General features: G+C 73.5%; 20 protein-coding genes. 4 read left to right on the forward strand and 16 right to left on the reverse strand.

The features are described from left to right. Nucleotides 1-2 precede the first annotated feature (2 nt). The 5 genes from ACGFXC_RS19105 to ACGFXC_RS19125 all read right to left on the reverse strand — a co-directional run bounded on the left by ACGFXC_RS19105 (nt 3) and on the right by ACGFXC_RS19125 (nt 5,831). The gene (locus tag ACGFXC_RS19105; protein ID WP_393714196.1) at nt 3-1,193 is read right to left on the reverse strand and encodes an acetylornithine transaminase; all 1,191 of its coding nucleotides are present in this window, start codon (nt 1,191-1,193) and stop codon (nt 3-5) included. Continuing rightward, nucleotides 1,190-2,098, reverse strand: coding sequence for an acetylglutamate kinase (argB, locus tag ACGFXC_RS19110; protein ID WP_393714198.1), 909 nt, complete (start codon nt 2,096-2,098; stop codon nt 1,190-1,192). Before argB ends, ACGFXC_RS19105 begins: the two co-directional genes overlap by 4 nt. Then, nucleotides 2,095-3,252, reverse strand: coding sequence for a bifunctional glutamate N-acetyltransferase/amino-acid acetyltransferase ArgJ (gene argJ, locus ACGFXC_RS19115; protein ID WP_393714200.1), 1,158 nt, complete (start codon nt 3,250-3,252; stop codon nt 2,095-2,097). Before argJ ends, argB begins: the two co-directional genes overlap by 4 nt. Then, on the reverse strand, nt 3,249-4,289 hold the full coding sequence (gene argC, locus ACGFXC_RS19120) for an N-acetyl-gamma-glutamyl-phosphate reductase (protein ID WP_393714202.1): 1,041 nt from the start codon (nt 4,287-4,289) through the stop codon (nt 3,249-3,251). Before argC ends, argJ begins: the two co-directional genes overlap by 4 nt. A gap of 120 nt (nt 4,290-4,409) precedes the next feature. After that, nucleotides 4,410-5,831 carry a PLP-dependent aminotransferase family protein gene (locus tag ACGFXC_RS19125; RefSeq protein WP_393714204.1) on the reverse strand — a complete coding sequence of 474 codons (1,422 nt, stop codon included), beginning with the start codon at nt 5,829-5,831 and terminating at the stop codon, nt 4,410-4,412. Between ACGFXC_RS19125 and ACGFXC_RS19130 the strand changes: the two genes are divergently transcribed. Together ACGFXC_RS19130 and ACGFXC_RS19135 are read left to right on the forward strand one after the other, a co-directional pair. Then, complete coding sequence (locus ACGFXC_RS19130; protein WP_393714205.1) at nt 5,830-6,744, forward strand: DMT family transporter; 915 nt, start codon at nt 5,830-5,832, stop codon at nt 6,742-6,744. The genes ACGFXC_RS19125 and ACGFXC_RS19130 overlap by 2 nt on opposite strands. Before the next feature lie 105 nt (nt 6,745-6,849). Beyond that, nucleotides 6,850-7,059 (forward strand): DUF1918 domain-containing protein, encoded by a 210-nt coding sequence (locus ACGFXC_RS19135; RefSeq protein ID WP_393714207.1) that lies wholly within the window; start codon nt 6,850-6,852, stop codon nt 7,057-7,059. A gap of 1 nt (nt 7,060) precedes the next feature. Here the strand turns inward: ACGFXC_RS19135 and ACGFXC_RS19140 are convergent, their stop codons facing one another. Beyond that, a complete protein-coding gene (locus tag ACGFXC_RS19140; protein ID WP_393714209.1) occupies nt 7,061-8,374 on the reverse strand; it encodes a glycoside hydrolase family 10 protein in 1,314 nt (437 codons plus the stop codon). 153 nt (nt 8,375-8,527) lie between these two features. Between ACGFXC_RS19140 and ACGFXC_RS19145 the strand changes: the two genes are divergently transcribed. Continuing rightward, nucleotides 8,528-9,430, forward strand: coding sequence for a 3-hydroxybutyryl-CoA dehydrogenase (locus ACGFXC_RS19145; RefSeq protein ID WP_351824133.1), 903 nt, complete (start codon nt 8,528-8,530; stop codon nt 9,428-9,430). Nucleotides 9,431-9,436: 6 nt separating this feature from the next. Here ACGFXC_RS19145 and ACGFXC_RS19150 read toward each other — a convergent pair whose 3' ends face one another. From ACGFXC_RS19150 to infC, 10 genes are all read right to left on the reverse strand, one after another. Beyond that, on the reverse strand, nt 9,437-9,973 hold the full coding sequence (locus ACGFXC_RS19150; protein ID WP_393714211.1) for an NUDIX hydrolase: 537 nt from the start codon (nt 9,971-9,973) through the stop codon (nt 9,437-9,439). Between the two features lie 52 nt (nt 9,974-10,025). Then, a complete protein-coding gene (locus ACGFXC_RS19155) occupies nt 10,026-11,363 on the reverse strand; it encodes a transcriptional regulator (protein ID WP_393714213.1) in 1,338 nt (445 codons plus the stop codon). A gap of 472 nt (nt 11,364-11,835) precedes the next feature. Beyond that, the gene (locus ACGFXC_RS19160; RefSeq protein WP_393714215.1) at nt 11,836-12,831 is read right to left on the reverse strand and encodes a PP2C family protein-serine/threonine phosphatase; all 996 of its coding nucleotides are present in this window, start codon (nt 12,829-12,831) and stop codon (nt 11,836-11,838) included. 149 nt (nt 12,832-12,980) lie between these two features. Then, the gene (pheT, locus tag ACGFXC_RS19165; protein ID WP_393714217.1) at nt 12,981-15,509 is read right to left on the reverse strand and encodes a phenylalanine--tRNA ligase subunit beta; all 2,529 of its coding nucleotides are present in this window, start codon (nt 15,507-15,509) and stop codon (nt 12,981-12,983) included. Then, a complete protein-coding gene (gene pheS, locus ACGFXC_RS19170) occupies nt 15,509-16,636 on the reverse strand; it encodes a phenylalanine--tRNA ligase subunit alpha (RefSeq protein ID WP_393714219.1) in 1,128 nt (375 codons plus the stop codon). Before pheS ends, pheT begins: the two co-directional genes overlap by 1 nt. 151 nt (nt 16,637-16,787) lie before the next feature. Then, a complete protein-coding gene (locus ACGFXC_RS19175) occupies nt 16,788-18,035 on the reverse strand; it encodes an ATP-binding protein (RefSeq protein ID WP_393714221.1) in 1,248 nt (415 codons plus the stop codon). Nucleotides 18,036-18,091: 56 nt separating this feature from the next. After that, nucleotides 18,092-18,949, reverse strand: coding sequence for a TrmH family RNA methyltransferase (locus tag ACGFXC_RS19180; protein WP_393714223.1), 858 nt, complete (start codon nt 18,947-18,949; stop codon nt 18,092-18,094). Nucleotides 18,950-19,127: 178 nt separating this feature from the next. Continuing rightward, nucleotides 19,128-19,514 carry a 50S ribosomal protein L20 gene (gene rplT / locus ACGFXC_RS19185; protein WP_007263143.1) on the reverse strand — a complete coding sequence of 129 codons (387 nt, stop codon included), beginning with the start codon at nt 19,512-19,514 and terminating at the stop codon, nt 19,128-19,130. A gap of 102 nt (nt 19,515-19,616) precedes the next feature. Then, entirely contained in the window at nt 19,617-19,811 is a 195-nt protein-coding gene (gene rpmI, locus ACGFXC_RS19190; RefSeq protein WP_030387121.1) for a 50S ribosomal protein L35, read from the reverse strand. Nucleotides 19,812-19,913: 102 nt separating this feature from the next. Next, nucleotides 19,914-20,636 (reverse strand): translation initiation factor IF-3, encoded by a 723-nt coding sequence (infC, locus tag ACGFXC_RS19195; protein WP_393714226.1) that lies wholly within the window; start codon nt 20,634-20,636, stop codon nt 19,914-19,916. Nucleotides 20,637-20,962: 326 nt separating this feature from the next. Here infC and ACGFXC_RS19200 point away from each other — a divergent pair, with 326 nt between their 5' ends. Beyond that, entirely contained in the window at nt 20,963-21,343 is a 381-nt protein-coding gene (locus tag ACGFXC_RS19200; protein ID WP_266578154.1) for a DUF1844 domain-containing protein, read from the forward strand. Nucleotides 21,344-21,402: the final 59 nt, after the last annotated feature.

The raw sequence follows: 21,402 nt of genomic DNA on the forward strand, positions 1-21,402 counted from the left end.
TCTCATTCTCCGGATCGTCCCGCTTCGTCGAGGATGCCGGGCAGCGCCCGGACGAACGCGTCGACCTCGGCCTCGGTGATGACGAACGGGGGCATCAGCCGTACGACGTCGGGGGCGGGCGCGTTGACCAGGAATCCGGCCTCCTGAGCCGCCTGCTGCGCCTTCTGCGCGAGCGGCTCCGTCAGCACGATACCCAGCAGGAGGCCGGAGCCGCGGACGTGGGAGACCAGCCCGTGGCCGGAGGCTTCGATTCCGGAGCGCAGCCGTTCGCCGCGCGCCTTGACCTGGTCGAGCAGTCCCTCGGCGGCGATGGTGTCGATGACGGCGAGGCCGGCGGCGCAGGCGACCGGGTTGCCGCCGAAGGTGGTGCCGTGCTGGCCGGGCCGGAGCAGGTCGGCGGCGGGGCCGAAGGCGGCCACGGCCCCGATGGGCAGGCCGCCGCCCAGCCCCTTGGCGAGGGTGACGAGGTCGGGCTCGACGCCCTCGTGGGCCTGGTGCTCGAACCATTGGCCGCAACGGCCGATGCCGGTCTGGACCTCGTCGAGGGCGAGCAGGGTGCCGGTGGCCCGGGTGATCTCGCGGGCGGCCGTGAGGTAGCCGGCGGGCGGGACCACGACGCCGTTCTCGCCCTGGACCGGCTCGATGAGGACGAGGGCGGTCCGCTCCGTGACGGCCGCCCGCAGGGCCTCGACGTCCCCGTACGGGACGTGCGTGACCTCGCCGGGCAGGGGCAGGAAGGGCTCCTGCTTCTTCGGCTGGCCGGTGAGCGCGAGGGCGCCCATGGTCCGGCCGTGGAAGCCGCCGGTGGTGGCGACCATGTGGGTCCGCCCGGTCAGCCGGCCGATCTTGAAGGCCGCCTCGACCGCCTCCGCACCGGAGTTGCAGAAGAACACCCGGCCCTGGCGGCCGAAGAGCTGGAGCAGCCGTTCGCCGAGGGCGACGACGGGCTCGGAGGCGTAGAGGTTGGAGACGTGGCCGAGGGTGGAGATCTGCGCGGTGACGGCCTCGACGATCGCCGGGTGGGCGTGGCCGAGGGCGTTGACGGCGATCCCGCCGACGAAGTCGGTGTACCGCGTGCCGTCCGCGTCCCACACACTGGCGCCCGCACCGCGTACGAGGGCCAGCGCGGGGGTGCCGTAGTTGTCGGTCAGCGCGCCCTGCCAGCGGGCGGCGAACTCCTGGTTGCCGGTCATGCGGGTTCCCCTCCCTGTGCGTCGGGCACGACCATCGTGCCGATTCCCTCGTCGGTGAAGATCTCCAGCAGGATCGAGTGCTGGACCCGGCCGTCGATCACGCGCGCGGTGCCGACCCCGCCCCGGACGGCGTGCAGGCAGCCCTCCATCTTGGGGACCATGCCGCTGGACAGCTCGGGCAGCAGCTTCTCCAGCTCGCTCACGGTGAGCCGGCTGATGACCTCGTCGCTGTTGGGCCAGTCCGCGTAGAGGCCCTCGACGTCGGTGAGGACCATCAGCGTCTCGGCGCCCAGCGCTGCGGCGAGGGCCGCCGCGGCCGTGTCGGCGTTGACGTTGTACACGTGGTGGTCGTCGGCGCTGCGCGCGATGGAGGAGATCACCGGGATCCTGCCGTCCGCCAGCAGGGCCTCGATGGCGCCGGTGTCGATCGCGGTGATCTCACCGACCCGCCCGATGTCGACGAACTCGCCCTCGATCGAGGGGGTGTGCTTGGTGGCGGTGATGGTGTGGGCGTCCTCGCCCGTCATGCCGACGGCGAGCGGGCCGTGCTGGTTGAGCAGTCCGACCAGCTCGCGCTGGACCTGGCCCGCCAGCACCATCCGTACGACGTCCATCGCCTCCATGGTCGTGACCCGCAGGCCCGCCTTGAACTCGCTGACCAGGCCCTGCTTGTCGAGCTGGGCGTTGATCTGGGGGCCGCCGCCGTGGACGACGACGGGCCGCAGGCCGGCCTGCCGCAGGAAGACCACGTCCTGGGCGAAGGCGGCCTTCAGGTCCTCGTCGATCATGGCGTTGCCGCCGAACTTGATGACGACGACCTTGCCGTTGTGGCGGGTGAGCCAGGGCAGGGCCTCGATGAGGATCTCCGCCTTGGGCAGGGCCGTGTGCTTGCGTGCGGTGCTCATGACGAGTACGCGCTGTTCTCGTGGACGTACTCGGCGGTCAGGTCGTTGGCCCAGATGACCGCGGACTCGGAGCCGTTCGCCAGGTCGGCGGTGATGCGGACCTCGCGGTCCTTCATGGAGACCAGGTCGCGGTCCTCGCCGACCGAACCGTTGCGGCAGACCCAGACGCCGTTGATGGCGACGTTCAGCCGGTCCGGGTCGAAGCCCGCGCCGGTGGTGCCGATCGCGGCGAGCACCCGGCCCCAGTTGGGGTCCTCGCCGTGGATGGCGCACTTGAGGAGGTTGTTGCGGGCGATGGAGCGCCCCACCTCGACGGCGTCGTCCTCGCTGACCGCGCCGGTCACCTCGATGCGGATGTTCTTGCTGGCACCTTCGGCGTCGCCGATCAGCTGGCGCGCGAGGTCGTCGCAGACGGTCCGTACGGCCTCCGCGAAGTCCGCGTACGCGGGCACCTGGCCGGAGGCGCCGGAGGCGAGCAGCAGCACGGTGTCGTTGGTGGACATGCAGCCGTCGGAGTCGACCCGGTCGAAGGTGGTGCGGGTGGCGTCGCGCAGCGCCTTGTCGAGGGTCGCGCCGTCCACGTCGGCGTCGGTGGTGAGGACGACGAGCATGGTGGCCAGGCCCGGGGCGAGCATGCCGGCGCCCTTGGCCATGCCGCCGACGGTCCAGCCGTCCCGGGAGGCGGTGGCCGTCTTGTGGACGGTGTCGGTGGTCTTGATGGCGATGGCGGCGGCCTCGCCGCCGTCGGCGCTGAGGGCGGCGGCCGCCGTCTCGATGCCGGGCAGCAGCTTGTCCATGGGGAGCAGGAGGCCGATCAGACCCGTGGAGGCGACGGCGATCTCCCCGGCGTTGTGCTCGCCGCCGAGGACGGCCGCCACCTTCTCGGCGGTGGCGTGGGTGTCCTGGAAGCCCTTGGGGCCGGTGCAGGCGTTGGCCCCGCCGGAGTTGAGGACGACGGCGCTGACGGTGGCGCCGCGCAGGACCTGCTCGGACCAGCGCACGGGCGCGGCCTTGACGCGGTTGGAGGTGAAGACGCCGGCGGCCGCCAGCCGGGGGCCGTTGTTGACCACGAGGGCCAGGTCCGGGTTGCCGTTCGCCTTGATCCCGGCGGCGATGCCCGCCGCCGTGAACCCCTGTGCAGCCGTAACGCTCACGGCGCGACTCCAATCGTGGAAAGACCCAGCGCCTCGGGGAGCCCGAGCGCGATGTTCATGCTCTGCACCGCGCCGCCGGCGGTGCCCTTGGTCAGGTTGTCGATCGCGCTGATGGCGATGATCCGCCCGGCGTACGGGTCGAAGGCGACCTGGAGGTGGACGGCGTTGGAGCCGTACACGGACTTGGTGGTGGGCCAGACGCCCTCGGGGAGCAGGTGGACGAACGGCTCGTCCGCGTACGCCTTCTCGTAGGCGGCGCGCAGCGACTCGGCGGTGGTGCCCGGGAGCGCCTTCGCCGAGCAGGTGGCGAGGATGCCGCGGGGCATCGGGACGAGGTTGGCGGTGAAGGAGACCGAGACGGGCTCGCCGGCGAGCGGGGAGAGGTTCTGCACCATCTCCGGCGTGTGCCGGTGGATGCCGCCCACCCCGTACGGGGTCACGGTGCCCATCACCTCGGAGCCGAGCAGGTGCGGCTTGAGGGCCTTGCCGGCGCCGGAGGTCCCGGTGGCGGCGACGATCACGGCCTCGGGCCCGGCGAGGCGGGCAGCGTAGGCGGGCTGGAGCGCGAGGGTGACGGCGGTGGGGAAGCAGCCGGGGACGGCGATCCGCCTGGTCCCGGCGAGGGCGGCGCGGGCGCCGGGCAGCTCGGGCAGGCCGTAGGGCCAGGTCCCGGCGTGCGGGGCGCCGTAGAAGTGGTCCCAGGCCGCGGAGTCCTTCAGCCGGTGGTCGGCGCCCATGTCGATGACGAGCACGTCCTCGCCGAGCTGCGCGGCGACGGCGGCGGACTGTCCGTGCGGCAGCGCGAGGAAGACCACGTCGTGCGGACGGTCCCGGCCGGCGAGGACCTCGGGGGTGGTGGCCTCCAGGGTCCGTCCGGCGAGGGGCACGAGGTGCGGCTGGAGGCCGCCGAGGAGCTGTCCGGCGTTGGAGTGCCCGGTCAGCGCGCCGATCTCGACCTCGGGGTGCGAGAGCAGCAGGCGCAGCAGCTCACCACCCGCGTACCCGCTCGCTCCGGCCACCGCTACACGTACCACCATCGGACCTCCTCCTCGATGGCATGACTATACGTAGCGCTGCACTTTTATGCAATCGTCGGGAGGTGCTCGACGATCACACCGTACTGCGTGCGGGGCGGGCGGCGCCGCCTTCCGCCGGGTTCACCCCACGGCCCGCAGGCGCTGGACGGCCTCCACCAGTTCGCCCGGCCCGGACACCCCGGCGAAGCTCATCCGGACGTACGCGGCGGGCGGCTCCGCGCAGAAGAACGGACGGCCGGGCGCGACGGCGACCCCGGCCCGCAGGGCGTCGGCGGCGAAGGCCGCGTCGTCGCCGCCCGCACCGAGCCCCACCCACAGCTGGTACCCGCCGGCCGGCAGGTGCGCGAGCTCCAGCCCCGGCAGCTCCCGGCGCAGTGCGCCCGCGAGGACGTCCCGGCGGTGGCGCAGCTCGGCGGCGACGGAGCGCAGATGGCGCGGCCAGGCCGGTGCGCCGACCAGCTCCAGGGCGGCTTCCTGGAGCGGCCGGGGCACGAAGAAGGTGTCCACGACCTGGATCGCGCGCAGCCGGTCCAGCACCGGCCCCCGGGCGGCGAGCGCGCCCACCCGCAGGCTGGGCGAGGTGGCCTTGGTCAGTGAGCGGACGTGCACCACCACCCCGTCGGCGTCCTCGGCGGCCAGGGTGGCGGGCGGCGGACCGGCGTCCTCGTGGGCGAGGGCCCGCGCGTAGTCGTCCTCGATCACGAAGGCCCCGGCGGCCCGCGCGATCCGCAGCACCTCGGGCCGGCGCGCCGCCGACAGCACCGCGCCCGTCGGGTTCTGGAACAGCGGCTGGCATACGAAGACCCGCGCGCCGGTGGCTTCGAAGGCGGCGGCCAGCAGCTCCGGGCGGACCCCCTCCGCGTCCACCGGTACGGGTACGGGCCGGCAGCCCGAGGCGCGGGCGATGGCCAGCAGCCCGGGGTAGGTGGGCGACTCGACCAGGACCGGCGCGCCCGGCGGGGCCAGCGCCCGCAGCGCGGTGGTCAGCGCGCTCTGCCCGCCCGCGGTGACCAGGACGTCGCGGGCCCCGACGGCCCCGCCGATCTCGCGGGCGAACCAGTCCCGCAGCTCGGGCAGCCCCTCGGTGGGCGGCCGCCCCCACGCCCCGGGCCGGCGTCCGGCCCGGGCCAGCGCGGCCGCCATGGCCCGTTCCGGCTGGATGGCGGGGTGCAGGTAGCCGCTGTTGAGCCCGATCACCCCGGACGGCGGGGTGTTGAGGCAGACCAGCACCCCCGAGGCGTCCACGGAGCGGGGCACGACCTCGCCGGCCCCCTCCGCGCTCAGCGAGACCTCCTGCCAGGAGGTGTCCCCGGGCGGGTCCGTCCGCGTACGCGGCTGGGCGCGGAAGGCCCCGGCGCCGGGGCGGGTGACGACGAGCCCTTCGGCGGCGAGCTGGGCGAGGGCACGGGAGACCGTGACCGGGCTGACGCGGTAGCGCTCGACCAGAACCCGGCTGGAGGGGAGCTTTCCACCCAGCGGATAGCGGTCGAGCTCCGACCGCAGGGATTCTGCCAGTTCCACCACACTGCTACGCTCGTACATGACAGCACAGAATAGCGCTACTCACTCCGCGGCGATAGCGGTCCACACCGGACCCGCCGACGGCACCCGCCGCGGCACCGCCCTCGCCCTGCTCGGCGTCGTGGCCTTCTCGCTGACCTTCCCCGCCACCGCCTGGGGCCTGGAGAGCTTCGGCCCCTGGTCGCTCGTCGCCCTGCGCAGCGTGCTGGCCGCCGCCCTCGCCGGGGTCTTCCTGCTGGCCGGGCGGGTGCCGCTGCCCGCCCGGGAGCACTGGGCGGGCCTCGCCGTCGTGGCCGGCGGGGTGGTGATCGGCTTCCCGCTGCTGACCACGCTCGCGCTGCGCACCTCCAGCACCTCGCACGCCGCCGTCGTGGTGGGCCTGCTGCCGCTGACCACCGCCGCCGTATCCGCCCTGCGCACCGGCGCCCGGCCCTCGCGCCGCTTCTGGGCGGCGGCCCTCGCCGGCGCCGCCGTCGTGCTGGGCTTCACCCTGGCCGGGGGCGGCGGGGCCCTGTCCCCCGGTGACGGCTACCTGTTCGGGGCGCTGCTGGTGTGCGCGGCCGGGTACACCGAGGGCGGGCGCCTGGCCCGGCTCCTGCCGGGCTGGCAGGTCATCGGCTGGGCGCTGGTGCTGTGCCTGCCGCTGACGGTGGCGGGCGCCGCCGTCGGGCTGGCGTACGAGCCGGTGCACCTGGGCGTCCACGGGGTGGCCGGCCTGGTATGGGCGGCGGCCGGCTCCACCTTCCTCGGCCTGTACGTCTGGTACCGGGGCATGGCCGAGATCGGCGCCCCGCGGGCCAGCCAGCTGCAGCTCGCCCAGCCGCTGCTGACCCTGGTCTGGTCGGTGGCGCTGCTGGGCGAGCACCTCTCGCCCGCCGCCCCACTCGCCGCGGGCGCGGTGCTGGTCTGCATCGCGGTGACCCAGCGGAACTGAGCCGCCGGGAGCGGCTTCCGGCCGGTCTCAATCCGGGCGAACCGCCGTAAACTGCTGTCACCGGAATCCGTCCGGCTCCGAGACCGGCTCCGAGGAGGTCAGCACATGCGCGCGACCGAGGGCGACCAGCTTGTGCAGCACGGGAGAGTCGTAGGGCAGCACGACAAGCTGGGCGAGATCACTCAGGTACTGGGCGAGAACGGCACCCCTCCCTACCGGGTCCGTTTCACGGACGGCCACGAGGCGGTCATGTCTCCGGGCCCCGACTGCGTGGTGAAGCATCCCGCGGAGCGGCACGCGGAACCCGCGCACTGACTCACCGCGGCGCCGCCGCCGACGGGTAGTGGTCGGCGACGACCCTGGCCATCGCCCCGTTGGGGTCCGCGGCCACCTGCTTCGCCGAGAAGTAGACGTGGCCGCGGACCCCGGCGTACCGCCCGGCGAGGGTCAGGTGCCTCGACAGCTCCGCCGGATCGCGCCAGGCGGCGGTGGGGCTGTCCGCGTCGCAGCGGTACAGCGCCTCGCCCACGTGCAGCTCCACCCCGGTGCCCTCGACCGTCCGGGCCCACCACTCGACGACCTTCGCGTAGTCGGCCGCGGAGTTGCCGATGTGCCAGTACACCTGCGGGACGATCGAGTCGATCCAGCCCTCCTTGACCCACTTGCGGGTGTCCGCGTACAGGTCGTCGTACGTCTGCACCCCCGCCCGCGTCCGCGAGCCCAGCGGGTCCCGGTCGGCGTTGCGCCACACCGCGAACGGGCTGATCCCGAACCGGGCCCGCGGCCGCAGCGTCCTGAGCCGTCCCGACATCTCCCGCACCAGCGTGTCGGTGTTGTGCCGGCGCCAGTCGGCGCGGGACGCGAACCCCTCCCCGTACGCCGCGAAGGCCTCGTCGTCGTCGAAGTCCCGGCCCGCCACCGGGTACGGGTAGAAGTAGTCGTCCCAGTGCACCCCGTCGACGGGATAGCGGGAGACCGCGTCGAGCATCGCCTCCTGCACGAACGCCCGCACCTGCGGCAGACCGGGGTTGTAGTAGAGCTTCCCGCCGTAGGGCACGGTCCAGCCGGGGTTGCGCCGGGCCGGGTGCGAGGCGACGAGCCGGGCCGGATCGGTGTGGTTGGCCACCCGGTACGGGTTGAACCAGGCGTGCAGCTCCAGACCCCGCGCGTGCGCCTCCGTGACCGCCGTCCCCAGCGGGTCCCAGCCCGGGTCACGGCCCTGAACCCCCGTCAGCCACTGCGACCAGGGCTCCTTCGCCGACGGCCACAGGGCGTCCGCCGCCGGCCGGACCTGGAGGAACACCGTGTTCAGCCGCCGCGCGACGGCCGTGTCGAACAGCCCCGTCAGTTCGGCGCGCTGCTCGCGCGCGGACAGCCCGGACTGCGAGGGCCAGTCGACGTTCTCCACCGAGGCGATCCACATCCCCCTGAGCTCCGCCGCCGCCCGGCCGCCGCCCGGCCGCCCCGCGGCGCCGGCCCGCCGCGTCCGGCGGCCCTGCTCCGCCGCACCCGCCACCGCTCCCGCCGCCGGGTCCGTGACCGGGTCCGCCGCCGCCGGGACCGCCGCCGCCGCGCCGGCCAGTACCCCCGCGGCCCCCGCCAGCAGTCCCCGCCGTCCGATGTACGCCATGTGATGGCTCCGTTCCGTTCCGTGACATCGCTCTGCGTGCGCCCAGCATGCCCGCCCCACCCCGCCGCCGGGACGAACTCGGGGGTAACGTCGGGGGGCGTGGCGGGCGCCGGAAGGCAGTGACACTGCCGGAGTACGGGGGACCCGCGATGGATGAGCAGCGAAAGGCACGATGTGACGGACCTCTCTACCCTCCCGACCGACATCGCACGGGTCGGCGTGGTGGGCTGCGGCCAGATGGGCGCGGGCATCGCCGAGGTGTGTGCCCGCAGCGGTCTTGAGGTGATGGTCGCCGAGACCACGGGCGAAGCCCTGGAGATCGGGCGCACCCGGCTGCACAACTCGCTGACCAAGGCCGCCGAACGCGGCAAGATCAGCGAGGAGGAGCGGGACGCCACCCTGGCCCGCCTCACCTTCACCACCGACCTCGGCGAGTTCGCCGACCGCGACCTCGTCATCGAGGCCGTCGTCGAGAACGAGCAGGTCAAGACGGAGATCTTCCAGGTCCTGGACCAGGTGATCACCCGCCCGGACGCGATCCTCGCCTCCAACACCTCCTCGATCCCGCTGGTCAAGCTGGCCGTCGCGACGTCGCGGCCGGACCAGGTCATCGGCATCCACTTCTTCAACCCGGCCCCGGTGCAGCAGCTCGTCGAGCTGATCCCGGCCCTGACCACGGGCGAGGAGACCATCAAGCGGGCCGAGGCCCTGGTGCGGGACGTGCTGGGCAAGCACGCGATCCGCGCCCAGGACCGCAGCGGGTTCGTGGTCAACGCCCTCCTCATCCCGTACCTGCTGTCCGCGATCCGGATGTTCGAGTCCGGCATCGCGAGCCGCGAGGACATCGACAACGGCATGGAGCTGGGCTGCGCCCACCCGATGGGCCCGCTGAAGCTGGCGGACCTGATCGGGCTGGACACGGTCGCCTCGGTGGCCGACTCCATGTACTCCGAGTTCAAGGAGCCGCTCTACGCCGCTCCCCCGCTGCTCCAGCGGATGGTCGACGCGGGCCGGCTCGGCCGCAAGACCGGCTCGGGCTTCTACCCGTACGGCTGAGCCGCCTCAGGACCGATCGAGCCGCAGGTGGTGCAGCAGGAGCAGCCCGGCCGCCATGTTGGCGGCCGGGACCTCTCCCCGCGCGATCATGTCCGGCACGAGTCCGAGCGGGACCCACTCGCGCCGCGAGGACTCGAAGTCGTCCTCGGGATGGCCCACGTACGTCGCCCCGTCCGCCCAGTAGAGGTGGTGGCGGGCGTCGGTGAGGCCGTTGGAGGGCTCCACGGTCATCAGGTGGTGGAGCGGGCCGGGCCGCCAGCCCGACTCCTCCTCCATCTCCCGCGCCGCCGCGCCGCGCACGCTCTCGCCGTCCTCGACGACGCCGGCCGGCAGCTCCCAGCCCCAGCTGTCGGTGATGAACCGGTGCCGCCAGAGCAGCAGCACCTCGTTGGCCCCGTTGACCGCCGTCGCGACCGCCACCGGCCGCAGCCGGATCACGAAGTGGTCCAGGTGCCGGCCGTCGGGGAGTTCCACGTCCGCGAGGTTCACGTCGAACCAGCGGTTCTTGTACACGGTCTGCTCACTCAGGTTCGTCCACTGCACGGGTGTGCCACCTTCCGTTCCGTAGGTGACCACATGGCAGCAGCCGACGCCCTCACAGGGGAACGCGCAGTGCCCCGTCGATGAGCTGCGCGGTCTCCGCCGCGCCCGCACAGCCGCTGGTCAGCAGCGCTTCCCGGACCGCACGCAGCCGGTCGCGCAGCCGCAGCGACTCCATCCCCTGGGCCCGCTCGGCCATTTCGGCCGCCGAGGCCACCGCCCGGTCCGCCTCGCCCTGCCGCAGCTGGATCTCGCACAGCATCGCGAGCCGGTGCACCCGCCCCCGGTCGTGCGCCGGCGTGCCCACCGCCTCGGCCGCCTGCGCGTGGGCCGCGTCCAGGTCCCCCAGGCTGAGCAGCGCCTCCGCCACCTGGACGTTGACCAGCCCGGGCTGTACGTAGCCGGTCTCCGCGGGTTCCGCGCCGGGCCGGATCCGTTCGGCGGCCGCCTCCGCGCTGTGGATGCAGGCCAGCGCGGAGGCGGGATCGCCGAGTTGCGCGTAGGCCTTGGCCTGCATCGCGTACAGGTCGGCGGCCAGTGCCGGGGTGGTGCGCCGCCCGGCGGCGCGCAGCGCGGCCTCGGCGAAGGCCACCGCCTGCCGGTACTCCCGCAGGTGCAGCGACTGGTTGACCAGCAGGGCGATGACGTACGCGCCGAGCCCCCGGTCCCCGCTGGCCTTCGCGAGCCGCAGCGCCTGGTGGAAGTAGCGCTGGGCCAGCCCGTGGGCGTCGGAGTCGTACGCGCAGATCCCGGCCACCGCCACCAGCGAACCGGTGGCCCGGTGCAGGAGCCGGCCCACGTCGTCGGGATAGCCGCCGCGCAGCATCGGGGCCGTCTCGCTGCCGAGGAAACGCACGATCCGCGCCCGGGTGGCCATCCCGCCCGTCCGGCGGTACATCAGCTCGTAGTGCACCCGGGCCGCCCGCAGGATCTCGATGTGCTCGGGTCCGATCCGCTGCGGGCCCGCGCGCGAGACGTCGGCGTCCTCGGGCGGGTTCTCCCACTCCCAGACCGGGATGACGGCCGGGGTCCCGGTGACCGCCCCGGCGGAGAGCTGCGCGGTCCGGCCCAGCTCGTCGGAGCGCCACAGGGCGGTGGCCCGGTCGACGAAGCCGCCGATCCGGTTGCCGTGCGGCCCGTGCTGGCCGGGGATGCCGAGCCCGACGTCGTCGAGGCCGAGGGGGCGTCGCAGCCGGCCGCCGAGCACCTCGCAGATCAGGTCCGGCACCTGGCCCCTGGGGCGCTGCCCCTTGAGCCAGCGGGAGACCGCGGTGTGCTCGTAGCGCAGGGCGAGTCCGCGGGAACGGCCCGCCTGGTTGATGTGCGCGGCGAGGCCGGCGTGGGACATGCCCGCCTCGGCGAGGAGGGCGTCGAGCAGGGCGTTGGGCTGCATGGGCCGCTCCAAGGGCTCGTGGGAACCAGGCTAGTGGCTGCGCGCTCCGCTCGGGGGCCAGTGCGGCGCATTCACACCCCGTGTGAAGCGAGTACGCGCATAAATGCGACCCGCACCCTGCCGCGGAGGGGCCCCGGGGGGTTTCACTGAGGAGCCTCGCCAAGGAGGCCGCTCGGGTCGTCGGCTCCCCCTCGTACAGTGCGACGACCCGGCACCGCGCCGCCCGTCCTGCTGTCTGCCCGACACTCCATGGCAGGCGGGCGGCGCACCACGGCTCCGCCGGGGCCCGGTTGGTCGCCGGGTCCCGCACGGAGCCGGGCCGCCCCCGCACCGGGCCCGTCCACCGGCCCGGTGCGGGGTGGCCCCGCGGCCCGCTCGGACCGCTCGGACCGCTCGGGCCGCTCGGAGACGGCCGGACCGGTGCAGGGCCGGCCCGGCCCCGGCGGCCGCGGCGGAACGCGGCCCGGCCGGCTCACCGGGCGCGGTCGTTGCGCAGCACCAGCAGGGCCACGTCATCGGAGAGCCGCCCGCCGGTGTGGCGCAGCAGCGCGGCGTGCACGCCCGCCACCAGCCGGGCGGGCGTGGGCGCCGTCTCCTGCGCGAGCAGGTCCAGGACCCGGCGCAGCGGGAAGAACCGGCCCCGGCGGTCTCGGGCGTCCTCGGCGCCGTCGGTGTGCAGGACGAGGAGCTCCCCCGGTCCGAGCGTCCCGCACGGCTGCGGCGCCAGCGCCGCCGGCAGCGGCAGCACCCCGAGCGGCGGCAGGGTCGCGCCGCCGTCCGGCGGCCGCACCGGATCCGGTGCCCCGGCCGGCGGGTGCAGGCGGTAGGGCCAGGGGTGCCCGCAGTTCAGGGCCGTCACGCCGGCGTCCGGGGCGATCTGGAGCAGCAGCACCGTGACGAACTCCTCCGCCACCGGGGACTGTGGTCCGGCCGGGCCGGCCGACGGGTGCTCGGCGAGGGACCGCTCGCGCAGGTGCCGCTGGAGGGAGCGTTCCATCCGGCGCAGCACCCCGGCCAGCGCGGCTTCGTCGTACGCCGCCTCGCGGAAGGAGCCCAGCACCGCGGCGGCCGCGCCCAGGGCCGGGAGCCCGTGGCCCCGTACGTCCCCGATCAGCAGCCGCACCCCGTACGCCGTCGCGACGGCCTCGTACAGGTCCCCGCCGACGGCCGCGCCCCGGCTCGCCGACAACTGGGCCGCGGACACCGCCAGTCCGTCGATCCGGTTCGGCAGGGGGCGCAGCAGGACCCGCTGGGTGGCTCCGGCGATCTCCCGCGAGCGGCGCAGTTCGGCCGTCATGCCGCGCCGGATGTGCAGCGCGGAGCCGGTGGCCAGGAGCAGGAAGGCCGCGCAGGTCGCGAGGCTCGGGCCGAGGCGGCCCGGGGAGGACAGTTCCCAGGAGACCGCGGCGCCGCCCCAGGCGAGGACGCACGCCCGGCGCACCAGGGGCATCTCCCCGCGCGTGATCATCCGTAGGACGCTCCCCTCCGGCTCGTCGGCCGGAACGATTGTGTCGACCTCCTGACGTACCGGACACGGGTGACCGTCCTTCTCACCCGAACGAGTGAGGGCCCCTCCGGATCACCGGAGGGGCCCTCACCTGGCTCTACGACACGGGATCAGGCCCCGCGCAGCACCGCCCCGGTCCGCTCGCCGGCCAGGGCCACGGCGGCGTCGCGCGCGGCCGTGGACTCCTCGGCGGTCAGCGTGCGGTCGGCCGCGCGGAAGCGCAGCGCGTACGCGAGGGACTTCTTGCCCCCGCCCACCTGCTCACCGGTGAACACGTCGAACAGCCGCAGGGACTCCAGCAGTTCGCCGGCTCCGGCGCGCAGCGCGGACTCCACCTCGGAGGCCGGCACCGACGCGTCGACGATCAGCGCGACGTCCTGGGTGGCCACCGGGAAGGAGGAGATCCTCGGCGCCCGCAGGGCCTCGCCGCCGGCCGCCGCGAGGCGGTCCAGGTCGAGTTCCATGGCGCTGGTCCGGGCGGGCAGGCCCATCGCCTTCACGACGCGGGGGTGCAGCTCGCCGGCGTGGCCGATGACCGTCTCCACGCCGTCCAGGACGACGAGCAGCTCGGCGCAGCGGCCCGGGTGCCAGGGGCCGTACTGGCCCTGGCGGACCACCAGTTCGGCACCGGCCTCGACGGCCAGGGCGCGCGCGGCCTGGACCGCGTCGGCCCAGTCCGCCGGGCGGCCCTTGCCCCACCAGCCGGCCTGCTCGCGGGCACCGGCCAGCACGACCGCGGCGTACCGCGGCTGGGCGGGCAGGGCCGCGTTCAGGGTGGCGATCTCCTCGTCCGTGGGACGCCGGTCGACGGGCAGCCGTACGGCGACCCCCGGCCGGTCACCGGCGCGGAAGACCGAGCCGGTCTCGAAGAGCGCGAGGTCGTGGCTGCCCCGGCTGTCGTTGCGGCGCAGCGCGCCGAGCAGACCCGGCAGCAGCGTGGTGCGCAGCGCCGGCTCCTCGTCGGAGATGGGGTTGACCAGCCTGACGACCCCGCGGGCCGCGTCGTGCGCGGGCAGCTGGAGCTGGTCGAGGACGCCCTCGCCGAGGAACGGATAGCTCAGCGCCTCGACGTAACCGGCGCCGGCCAGCGCGCGGCCCACCCGGCGGTGCAGCTGCTGCCGGGCGGTCAGGCCGCGGCCGGAGGGCACCTGCGGGAGGGTCGACGGGAGGTTCCCGTAGCCCTCCAGCCGGATGACCTCTTCGGCGAGGTCGTTGGGCGCGGCGAGGTCGGGCCGCCACGAGGGGACGGTGACGACGAGCTCGTCCTGGCCGTAGACGTCGCAGCCGACCTCCTGGAGGCGGCGGACGACGGTCTCGCGGCCGTACTCCATGCCCGCGACCCGGTCCGGGTGGTCCGCGCTCATCGCGATGGTGCGCGGGGCGCCCGGGGCGGTGAGCTCGGTGACCCCGGCCTCGGCGGTGCCGCCGGCCAGCAGGACGAGCAGGTCGACGGTCCGCTGCGCGGCCGCGGCGGCGGCCTGCGGGTCGACGCCCCGCTCGAAGCGCTTGGAGGCCTCGGAGGAGAGCTTCAGGCGGCGGGCCGTGCGCGAGATCGACACGGAGTCGAAGTGCGCGGCCTCGATGACCACGTCGGTGGTGCCGGTGACGGCGCCCGTCTCGGGGTCGGTGACGGAGTCGGCGATCTCGGTGTTGGCACCGCCCATGACACCGGCGAGCCCGATGGGACCGCTGTTGTCGGTGATCACCAGGTCCTCGGCGTCGAGCGTGCGCTTGACCCCGTCGAGGGTGGTGAACTTCTCGCCCTGCTCGGCACGCCGGACACCGATCGCGCCGTCGAGGCGGGAGCGGTCGTAGGCGTGCAGCGGCTGGCCGAGTTCGAGCATCACGTAGTTGGTGACGTCGACGGCGAGCGAGATCGGGCGCATGCCGGCCTTCTGGAGGCGGCGGCTGAGCCAGATCGGGGAGCGCGCCTCGGGGTCGAGGCCGGTCACCGTGCGGGCGGTGAAGCGGTCGCAGCCCTGCGGGTCGGAGACCTTCACCGCGTAGCCGTACGAGTTCGGCGCGGGCACGTCGAGCAGCGCCGGGTCGCGCAGCGGCAGGCCGTAGGCGGTGGCGGCCTCGCGGGCCACACCGCGCAGGGACATGCAGTAGCCGCGGTCCGGGGTGATGTCGATGTCGAGGACCTCGTCGACGAGCTGGAGCAGCTCGATCGCGTCGGTGCCGACCTCGTGCTCCGGCGGCAGCACGATGATGCCGTGCGTGCCGTCGTCGCCCATGCCCAGCTCGTCGCCGGAACAGATCATGCCGTGCGAGGTGCGGCCGTAGGTCTTGCGCGAGGCGATCGCGAAGTCCCCGGGCAGCACTGCGCCGGGCAGGACCACGACGACCTTGTCGCCGACGGCGAAGTTCCGGGCACCGCAGACGATCTCCTGCGGCTCGCCGGTGCCGTTGGCGGCGCCCACGTCGACGGTGCAGAAGCGGATCGGCTTGCGGAAGCCCTCCAGCTCCTCGATGGTCAGCACCTGACCGACGACGAGGGGGCCCTTCAGGCCGCCGCCGAGCTGCTCGACGGTCTCGACCTCCAGGCCGGCGTCGACGAGCTTGGCGGCCACGTCGCGGCCGGTCTCACCTGCGGGCAGGTCGACGTACTCCCGCAGCCAGGAAAGCGGGACGCGCATCAGATCTCACTCCCGAAAGGCCGGGTGAAACGGACGTCACCCTCGACCATGTCTCGCATGTCTTCCACGTTGTGACGGAACATCAGCATCCGCTCGATGCCGAAGCCGAAGGCGAAGCCGCTGTACTTCTCCGGGTCCACGCCGCAGGCGACGAGCACCTTCGGGTTGACCATGCCGCAGCCGCCGAGCTCGATCCAGCCCTCGCTGGAGCAGGTGCGGCAGGGGCGGTCGGGGTTGCCCACCGAGGCGCCGCGGCACACGTAGCACTGCATGTCCATTTCGGCGGACGGCTCGGTGAAGGGGAAGAAGTGCGGGCGCAGGCGCGTGGTGGTGCCCTCGCCGAACAGCTCCTGGACCATGTGGTCCATGGTGCCCTTGAGGTCCGCCATCGTCAGGCCCTCGTCCACGGCGAGCAGCTCGACCTGGTGGAAGACGGGCGTGTGCGTCGCGTCGAGCTCGTCGGTGCGGTACACCCGGCCCGGGCAGACGATGTAGACGGGGGGCTTGCGCTCCAGCAGCGACCGCGCCTGCACCGGGGAGGTGTGGGTGCGCAGCACGACACCGGACTCGTCGCCCTCGGTGCCCTCGGGGCCCCGGACGAAGAAGGTGTCCTGCATCTGGCGCGCCGGGTGGTCCGGCGTGAAGTTGAGGGCGTCGAAGTTGAACCACTCCGCCTCGACCTCGGGGCCTTCCGCGACCTCGTAACCCATGGCGACGAAGATGTCCGCGATGCGGTCCATCAGCGTGGTCAGGGGGTGGCGGGCGCCGGCGGGCACGCGGTCGTGGGGCAGCGTGACGTCCACCGCCTCCTCGACCAGCACCCGCTCGTCGCGCTCGGCCTCGAGCTCGACGGTGCGGGCCCCGAAGGCCTTGTTCACGGCGCCGCGGGCCTGTCCGACCCGCTTGCCCGCCTCGGCCTTGGCCTGGGGCGGCAGCGCGCCGATCTCCCGGTTGGCGAGCGCCAGGGGCGAGCGGTCGCCCATGTGCGCGGTCTTCGCCTCGCGGAGTGCGTCGAGGTCACCGGCGGACGCGAAGGCGGCGAGCGCCTCGTCCCGCATGCGCTCGATCTCTTCCGGTTTCAGTGCCTCGACCTCGACAGGGTCGTACGACTTGTTCGGTGCCGACATCTCTTCCCGTACTTCCGATGGCTGGCTGGTGGGTCCCCGTACGGCACGATCAGAGTGATCGACGCAGAGACACAAAGGTGCCAAAGGACGAGTCTAAAGGCCGCCGGGGGTGGAGGAGCCCGTGGGCCGCCTGGCGAGACGCTCCGCAGGGTCACTGCGTGAGGTAGGCCGGCGCGCTCACGGGCAGGATAAATCGGAACTCGGCTCCGCCGCCGGGACCGCGGCCCACCGTGATGGTGCCGCCGTGGGCCTCCACGATGCCCTTGACGATGTACAGGCCCAGGCCGGTGCCGCCGCGCTTGCTCCCCCGCCAGAAGCGGGTGAAGACGCGGCCCATCGACTCCTCGGGGATCCCGGGGCCTTCGTCGGTCACGGTGACGGCGGTTCCCTTCTCGTGCGGCGCTACGTCGATGGTGACCGTTCCGTCACCGTGCCGCACCGCATTTTCGAGGAGGTTGCCGAGGATCTGGTCGATCTTGTCCGGGTCGGCCCACAGATCGGGAAGGGGACGGCTCACCCGGACGAGGAACCGCTCGGGCGCCTGGCCGTTCGCGGTGAGCGCCTGGACGTGGCGGCCCACGGCGGCGGCGACGTCGACCGGCTGACGGCGCACCTCCAGGCGGCCGGAGTCGATGCGGGAGATGTCGAGCAGCTCGGCGATGAGCCGGGTGACGCGGTTGGCGTCGGCATCGACGGTCTCCAGCATCAGCCGCTTCTGGTCGTCGGTGAACCGCTCCCACTTGGCGAGCAGGGTGGCCGTGAAGCCCTTGACGGAGGTCAGCGGGGAGCGCAGCTCGTGCGCGACGGTCGCGATCAGCTCGGCGTGGCTGCGTTCGGTGCGGCGGCGGGCCTCGGTGCCGCGCAGGGTGACCACGAGGCGGCGCAGCGGGCCGGTGGGGTGGGTGCGGACGTAGCGGGCGGAGACGAGGACCTCGCGCCCGCCCGGCAGCAGCAGGTTCCGCTCGGGCTGTCCGCGGCGGGTGGCGAGGCCGCCGTAGGGGTCGGTCAGGGCCCACCAGCGGCGGCCTTCGAGGTCCTCGAGCGGCAGCGCGCGGTCGATGCGGGCACCGATCGCCCGGCCGGGGTCGGTGGCCGTCATCCGGGCGGCGGCCCGGTTGAAGCAGATGACCCGTCCGGCGTGGTCGGCGACGACGAGCCCGTCGGGCAGCTCGTCGGGATCGATCCCGAAGCCGTCCCCCTCCCCGGGGACGCCGGGAGCCCGGCCGGCGGCGGGGTCCGTGGCGGACGCCGCGGGGCGGGCCCGGCCGGCGGCCGCCTGGGGCGGAACGCCGTGCAGGCCGTCGGCGGCGGGCGCCGGGCCCGTGGGCCCGGGGGCGTCCCGCAGCCGCTCCCCGGCCGCCCCCGCGGCCCCGGGCGAGCTGTTCGTACCGACGGTCATGTCCCCGTACCCCACATCTCCGAGTAGCACAGTGGGCCCCCCGGGCCGCCACATTACTAGCTGGGGGTCACGGAGCGGCACCCTCCGGGCGCCCGCTGTGCACGCGCGGACGCGTACAGGCACACCGCGGCGGCCGTGGCGAGGTTCAGGCTCTCCGCCTTGCCGTGGATCGGGACCCGTACGACGGCGTCCGCGAGGGCCCTGGTCTCCTCGGGCAGGCCCCAGGCCTCGTTGCCGAAGACCCAGGCGGACGGGCCGCCCATGGTGCCCGCGTCCAGCTCGGCGTCGAGGTCGTCCCGGCCGGCCCCGTCCGCCGCGAGGATCCGTACGCCCGCCGCCCGCAGCCCCTCCACGGCCTGCTCCACCGGCACGCCGACGGCCACCGGCAGGTGGAAGAGGGAGCCCACCGAAGCCCGTACGGACTTCGGGTTGTAGAGGTCCACGGAGGCGTCGGTCAGCACCACCGCGTCGGCGCCCGCGGCGTCGGCGCAGCGCAGCACCGTGCCCGCGTTACCCGGGTCGCGGACGTGCGCGAGGACGGCGACGAGCTGGGGCCGGGCCCGGAGGATCTCCTCGAAGGGGGAGTCCAGGAAGTGGCACACGCCGACGAGGCCCTGCGGGGTGACGGTCTGCGAGACCTCGGCCAGCACCTCGTCGGAGGCGTAGTGCACCCGCGCCCCGCCCAGCAGCGCGGCCTCGACGATGTCGGCGTAGCGCTCGGCGGCCTCGACGGTGGCGAACAGCTCGATCAGGGTCGCGCCCTGGGACCCGCGGTGCTCGACGGCCTCGCGCACGGCCTGCGGGCCCTCGGCGAGGAACCGGCGCTCCTTGGTGCGGAAGTTGCGCCGCGCCAGGCGCCTGGCGGCGGCCACCCGCGGGGATCGGGGGGAGATCAGCTCGTCGGGGTAACCCATGGTGTGTGCGGTTCTCTCTCGGGCTCGGGGTCCGGGGCGGCGGGGCGCACGCGGGTGCGGATGCGCGCGGGGCGCGGGAGCGCGGGGTGCGGGGTGCGGGGTGAAAGCACACGGACCCGCAGGCGAATCGCCTGCGGGTCCGTGGGGGCCGGCCCGCGCGCAGCGGGCCGGCTACGCCTTAGGCAGCGGCCTTGGGGGCGTTGACGTCGGCCGGAAGCGCCTTCTGGGCGACCTCGACCAGCGCGGCGAACGCGTTGGCGTCGTTGACGGCCAGCTCGGCGAGGATCTTGCGGTCCACCTCGATGTTGGCGGCCTTCAGACCCTGGATGAGGCGGTTGTACGTCATGCCGTTCTGGCGGGCAGCGGCGTTGATGCGCTGGATCCACAGCTGACGGAAGTCGCCCTTGCGCTTCTTGCGGTCGTTGAAGTTGTAGACCAGCGAGTGGGTGACCTGCTCCTTGGCCTTGCGGTACAGGCGCGAACGCTGACCGCGGTAGCCGGAGGCCGCCTCGAGGATCGCCCGGCGCTTCTTGTGGGCGTTTACTGCCCGCTTGACGCGTGCCACTTTTTAACTCCTTGTAGCGGGGCCGTGGTTGTCTTCACACGGCCCGAATTCGATGGGGTCCCGGTCTTGACGTCCCGCTCCCGGCGAGGGGAGCGGAGGACGTCACTTGCCGAGAAGCTTCTTGATCTTCGCGGCGTCGCCGGGGGCCATCTCCGCGGTGCCGGTCAGGCGGCGGGTGACACGGGACGACTTGTGCTCGAGCAGGTGGCGCTTGCCGGCGCGCTCACGGAGCACCTTGCCGGAGCCGGTGATCTTGAAGCGCTTCTTGGAACCGCTGTGCGTCTTGTTCTTCGGCATAGCGCCGTTATCTCCTCGTCGGTGGCGCTCCCACCGGCCCGTGCGGGCCGGCTCGCGGGAGCGTCATGTTGTGTCGGTGATCCGAGACGGGCTGCCCCGGAATCAGGCCTCGGCGTTCGCCTCGTCGGCGGCGGCCTCGGTGACCTCGGCGGCCTCGGCGGCCTCGGTGTGCTCCGCCTCGACCAGGTCGGTCTCCTCGGCAGGAGCGTCCTCGTCGGTGGCGGCGACACCCTGGCGCTCGGCCTTGCGGGCGGCCTGCGCCTCGCGGGCTTCGGCCATCGCCTCGGTCTTCTTCTTGTGCGGACCGAGAACCATGATCATGTTTCGGCCGTCCTGCTTCGGGTTCGACTCGATGAACCCGAGGTCCTCGACGTCCGAAGCGAGGCGCTGGAGCAGGCGGTAGCCGAGCTCCGGTCGCGACTGCTCGCGACCACGGAACATGATCGTGATCTTGACCTTGTCGCCCTGCTTGAGGAACCGAACGACGTGACCCTTCTTGGTGTCATAGTCGTGCGGGTCGATCTTCGGCCGGAGCTTCATTTCCTTGATGACCGTGTGCGCCTGGTTCTTGCGCGCCTCACGGGCCTTCATGGCCGACTCGTACTTGAACTTGCCGTAGTCCATGAGCTTGCAGACCGGCGGGCGTGCGGACGCCGCGACCTCGACCAGGTCGAGGTCGTACTCCTGCGCCAGCTCAAGGGCCTTCGCAAGCGGCACGATGCCGACCTGCTCGCCGCTGGGACCGACGAGTCGTACCTCGGGAACGCGAATCCGGTCGTTGATGCGGGGCTCGGTGCTGATGGATCCTCCTCGGTAGCACCACACGACTGTCTGGCAGACAGCCGCTGACGTCTGTTTGTCGTCAGACCTACCGCGGCGGAGAATGAAAAAAGCCCCGCCGGGCACAGGCAGGGGCTCCAACACAACCGGAGCACCGCCGCGTGCGAACCGCGGGGCGCAGACTCGGGCAGCTTTCCATCGTCCGTACGGAACGATGGATACCGCCTGACCGGATGACCTGCCTCCCCGGAGGGTGGTCAGGTGGGAAGTCGGAGCCTCCACTTGTGGGCCGGGCACACAGGTGTCCGGCCGGTCGAAGTACATACTAGCACCCGCGTTGCAAGGCCGCCGCACGGCATATCGTGGGGGCCATGACTGACGCGACGCCCTCCGATTCCCCTTCCTCCGCCCCGGACGCCCCCGACTACGACGACATGACCCGCGACATCGCGGACGTGCCCGCCGTCGAGGTCATCACCACGGTGGCCGTCCACCTGCTGAGCGCCGCCGCGGTCAACCTGGGCCTCGACAAGCCCGACTCCGAGCACAAGGACCTCGACGAGGCCCGCAAGCTGATCACGGCACTGGCCGGGCTGGTCACCGCCAGCGCCACCGAGATCAGCTCCTTCCACGCGGCCCCGCTGCGCGACGGCCTGAAGTCGCTCCAGCTGGCCTTCCGCGAGGCCTCGATCGTCCCGGACGAGCCGGGCCAGGGGCCGGGCGAGAAGTTCACGGGCCCGGTCTACGCCTGATCCCGCCCGCACCCGCGCCGCGAAGGGGCGCCCGCCGACGGCCGGCGGGCGCCCCTTCC

Origin of the sequence: Streptomyces sp. NPDC048507 (genome assembly GCF_043199995.1) — a bacterium.
Taxonomy (GTDB): domain Bacteria; phylum Actinomycetota; class Actinomycetes; order Streptomycetales; family Streptomycetaceae; genus Streptomyces.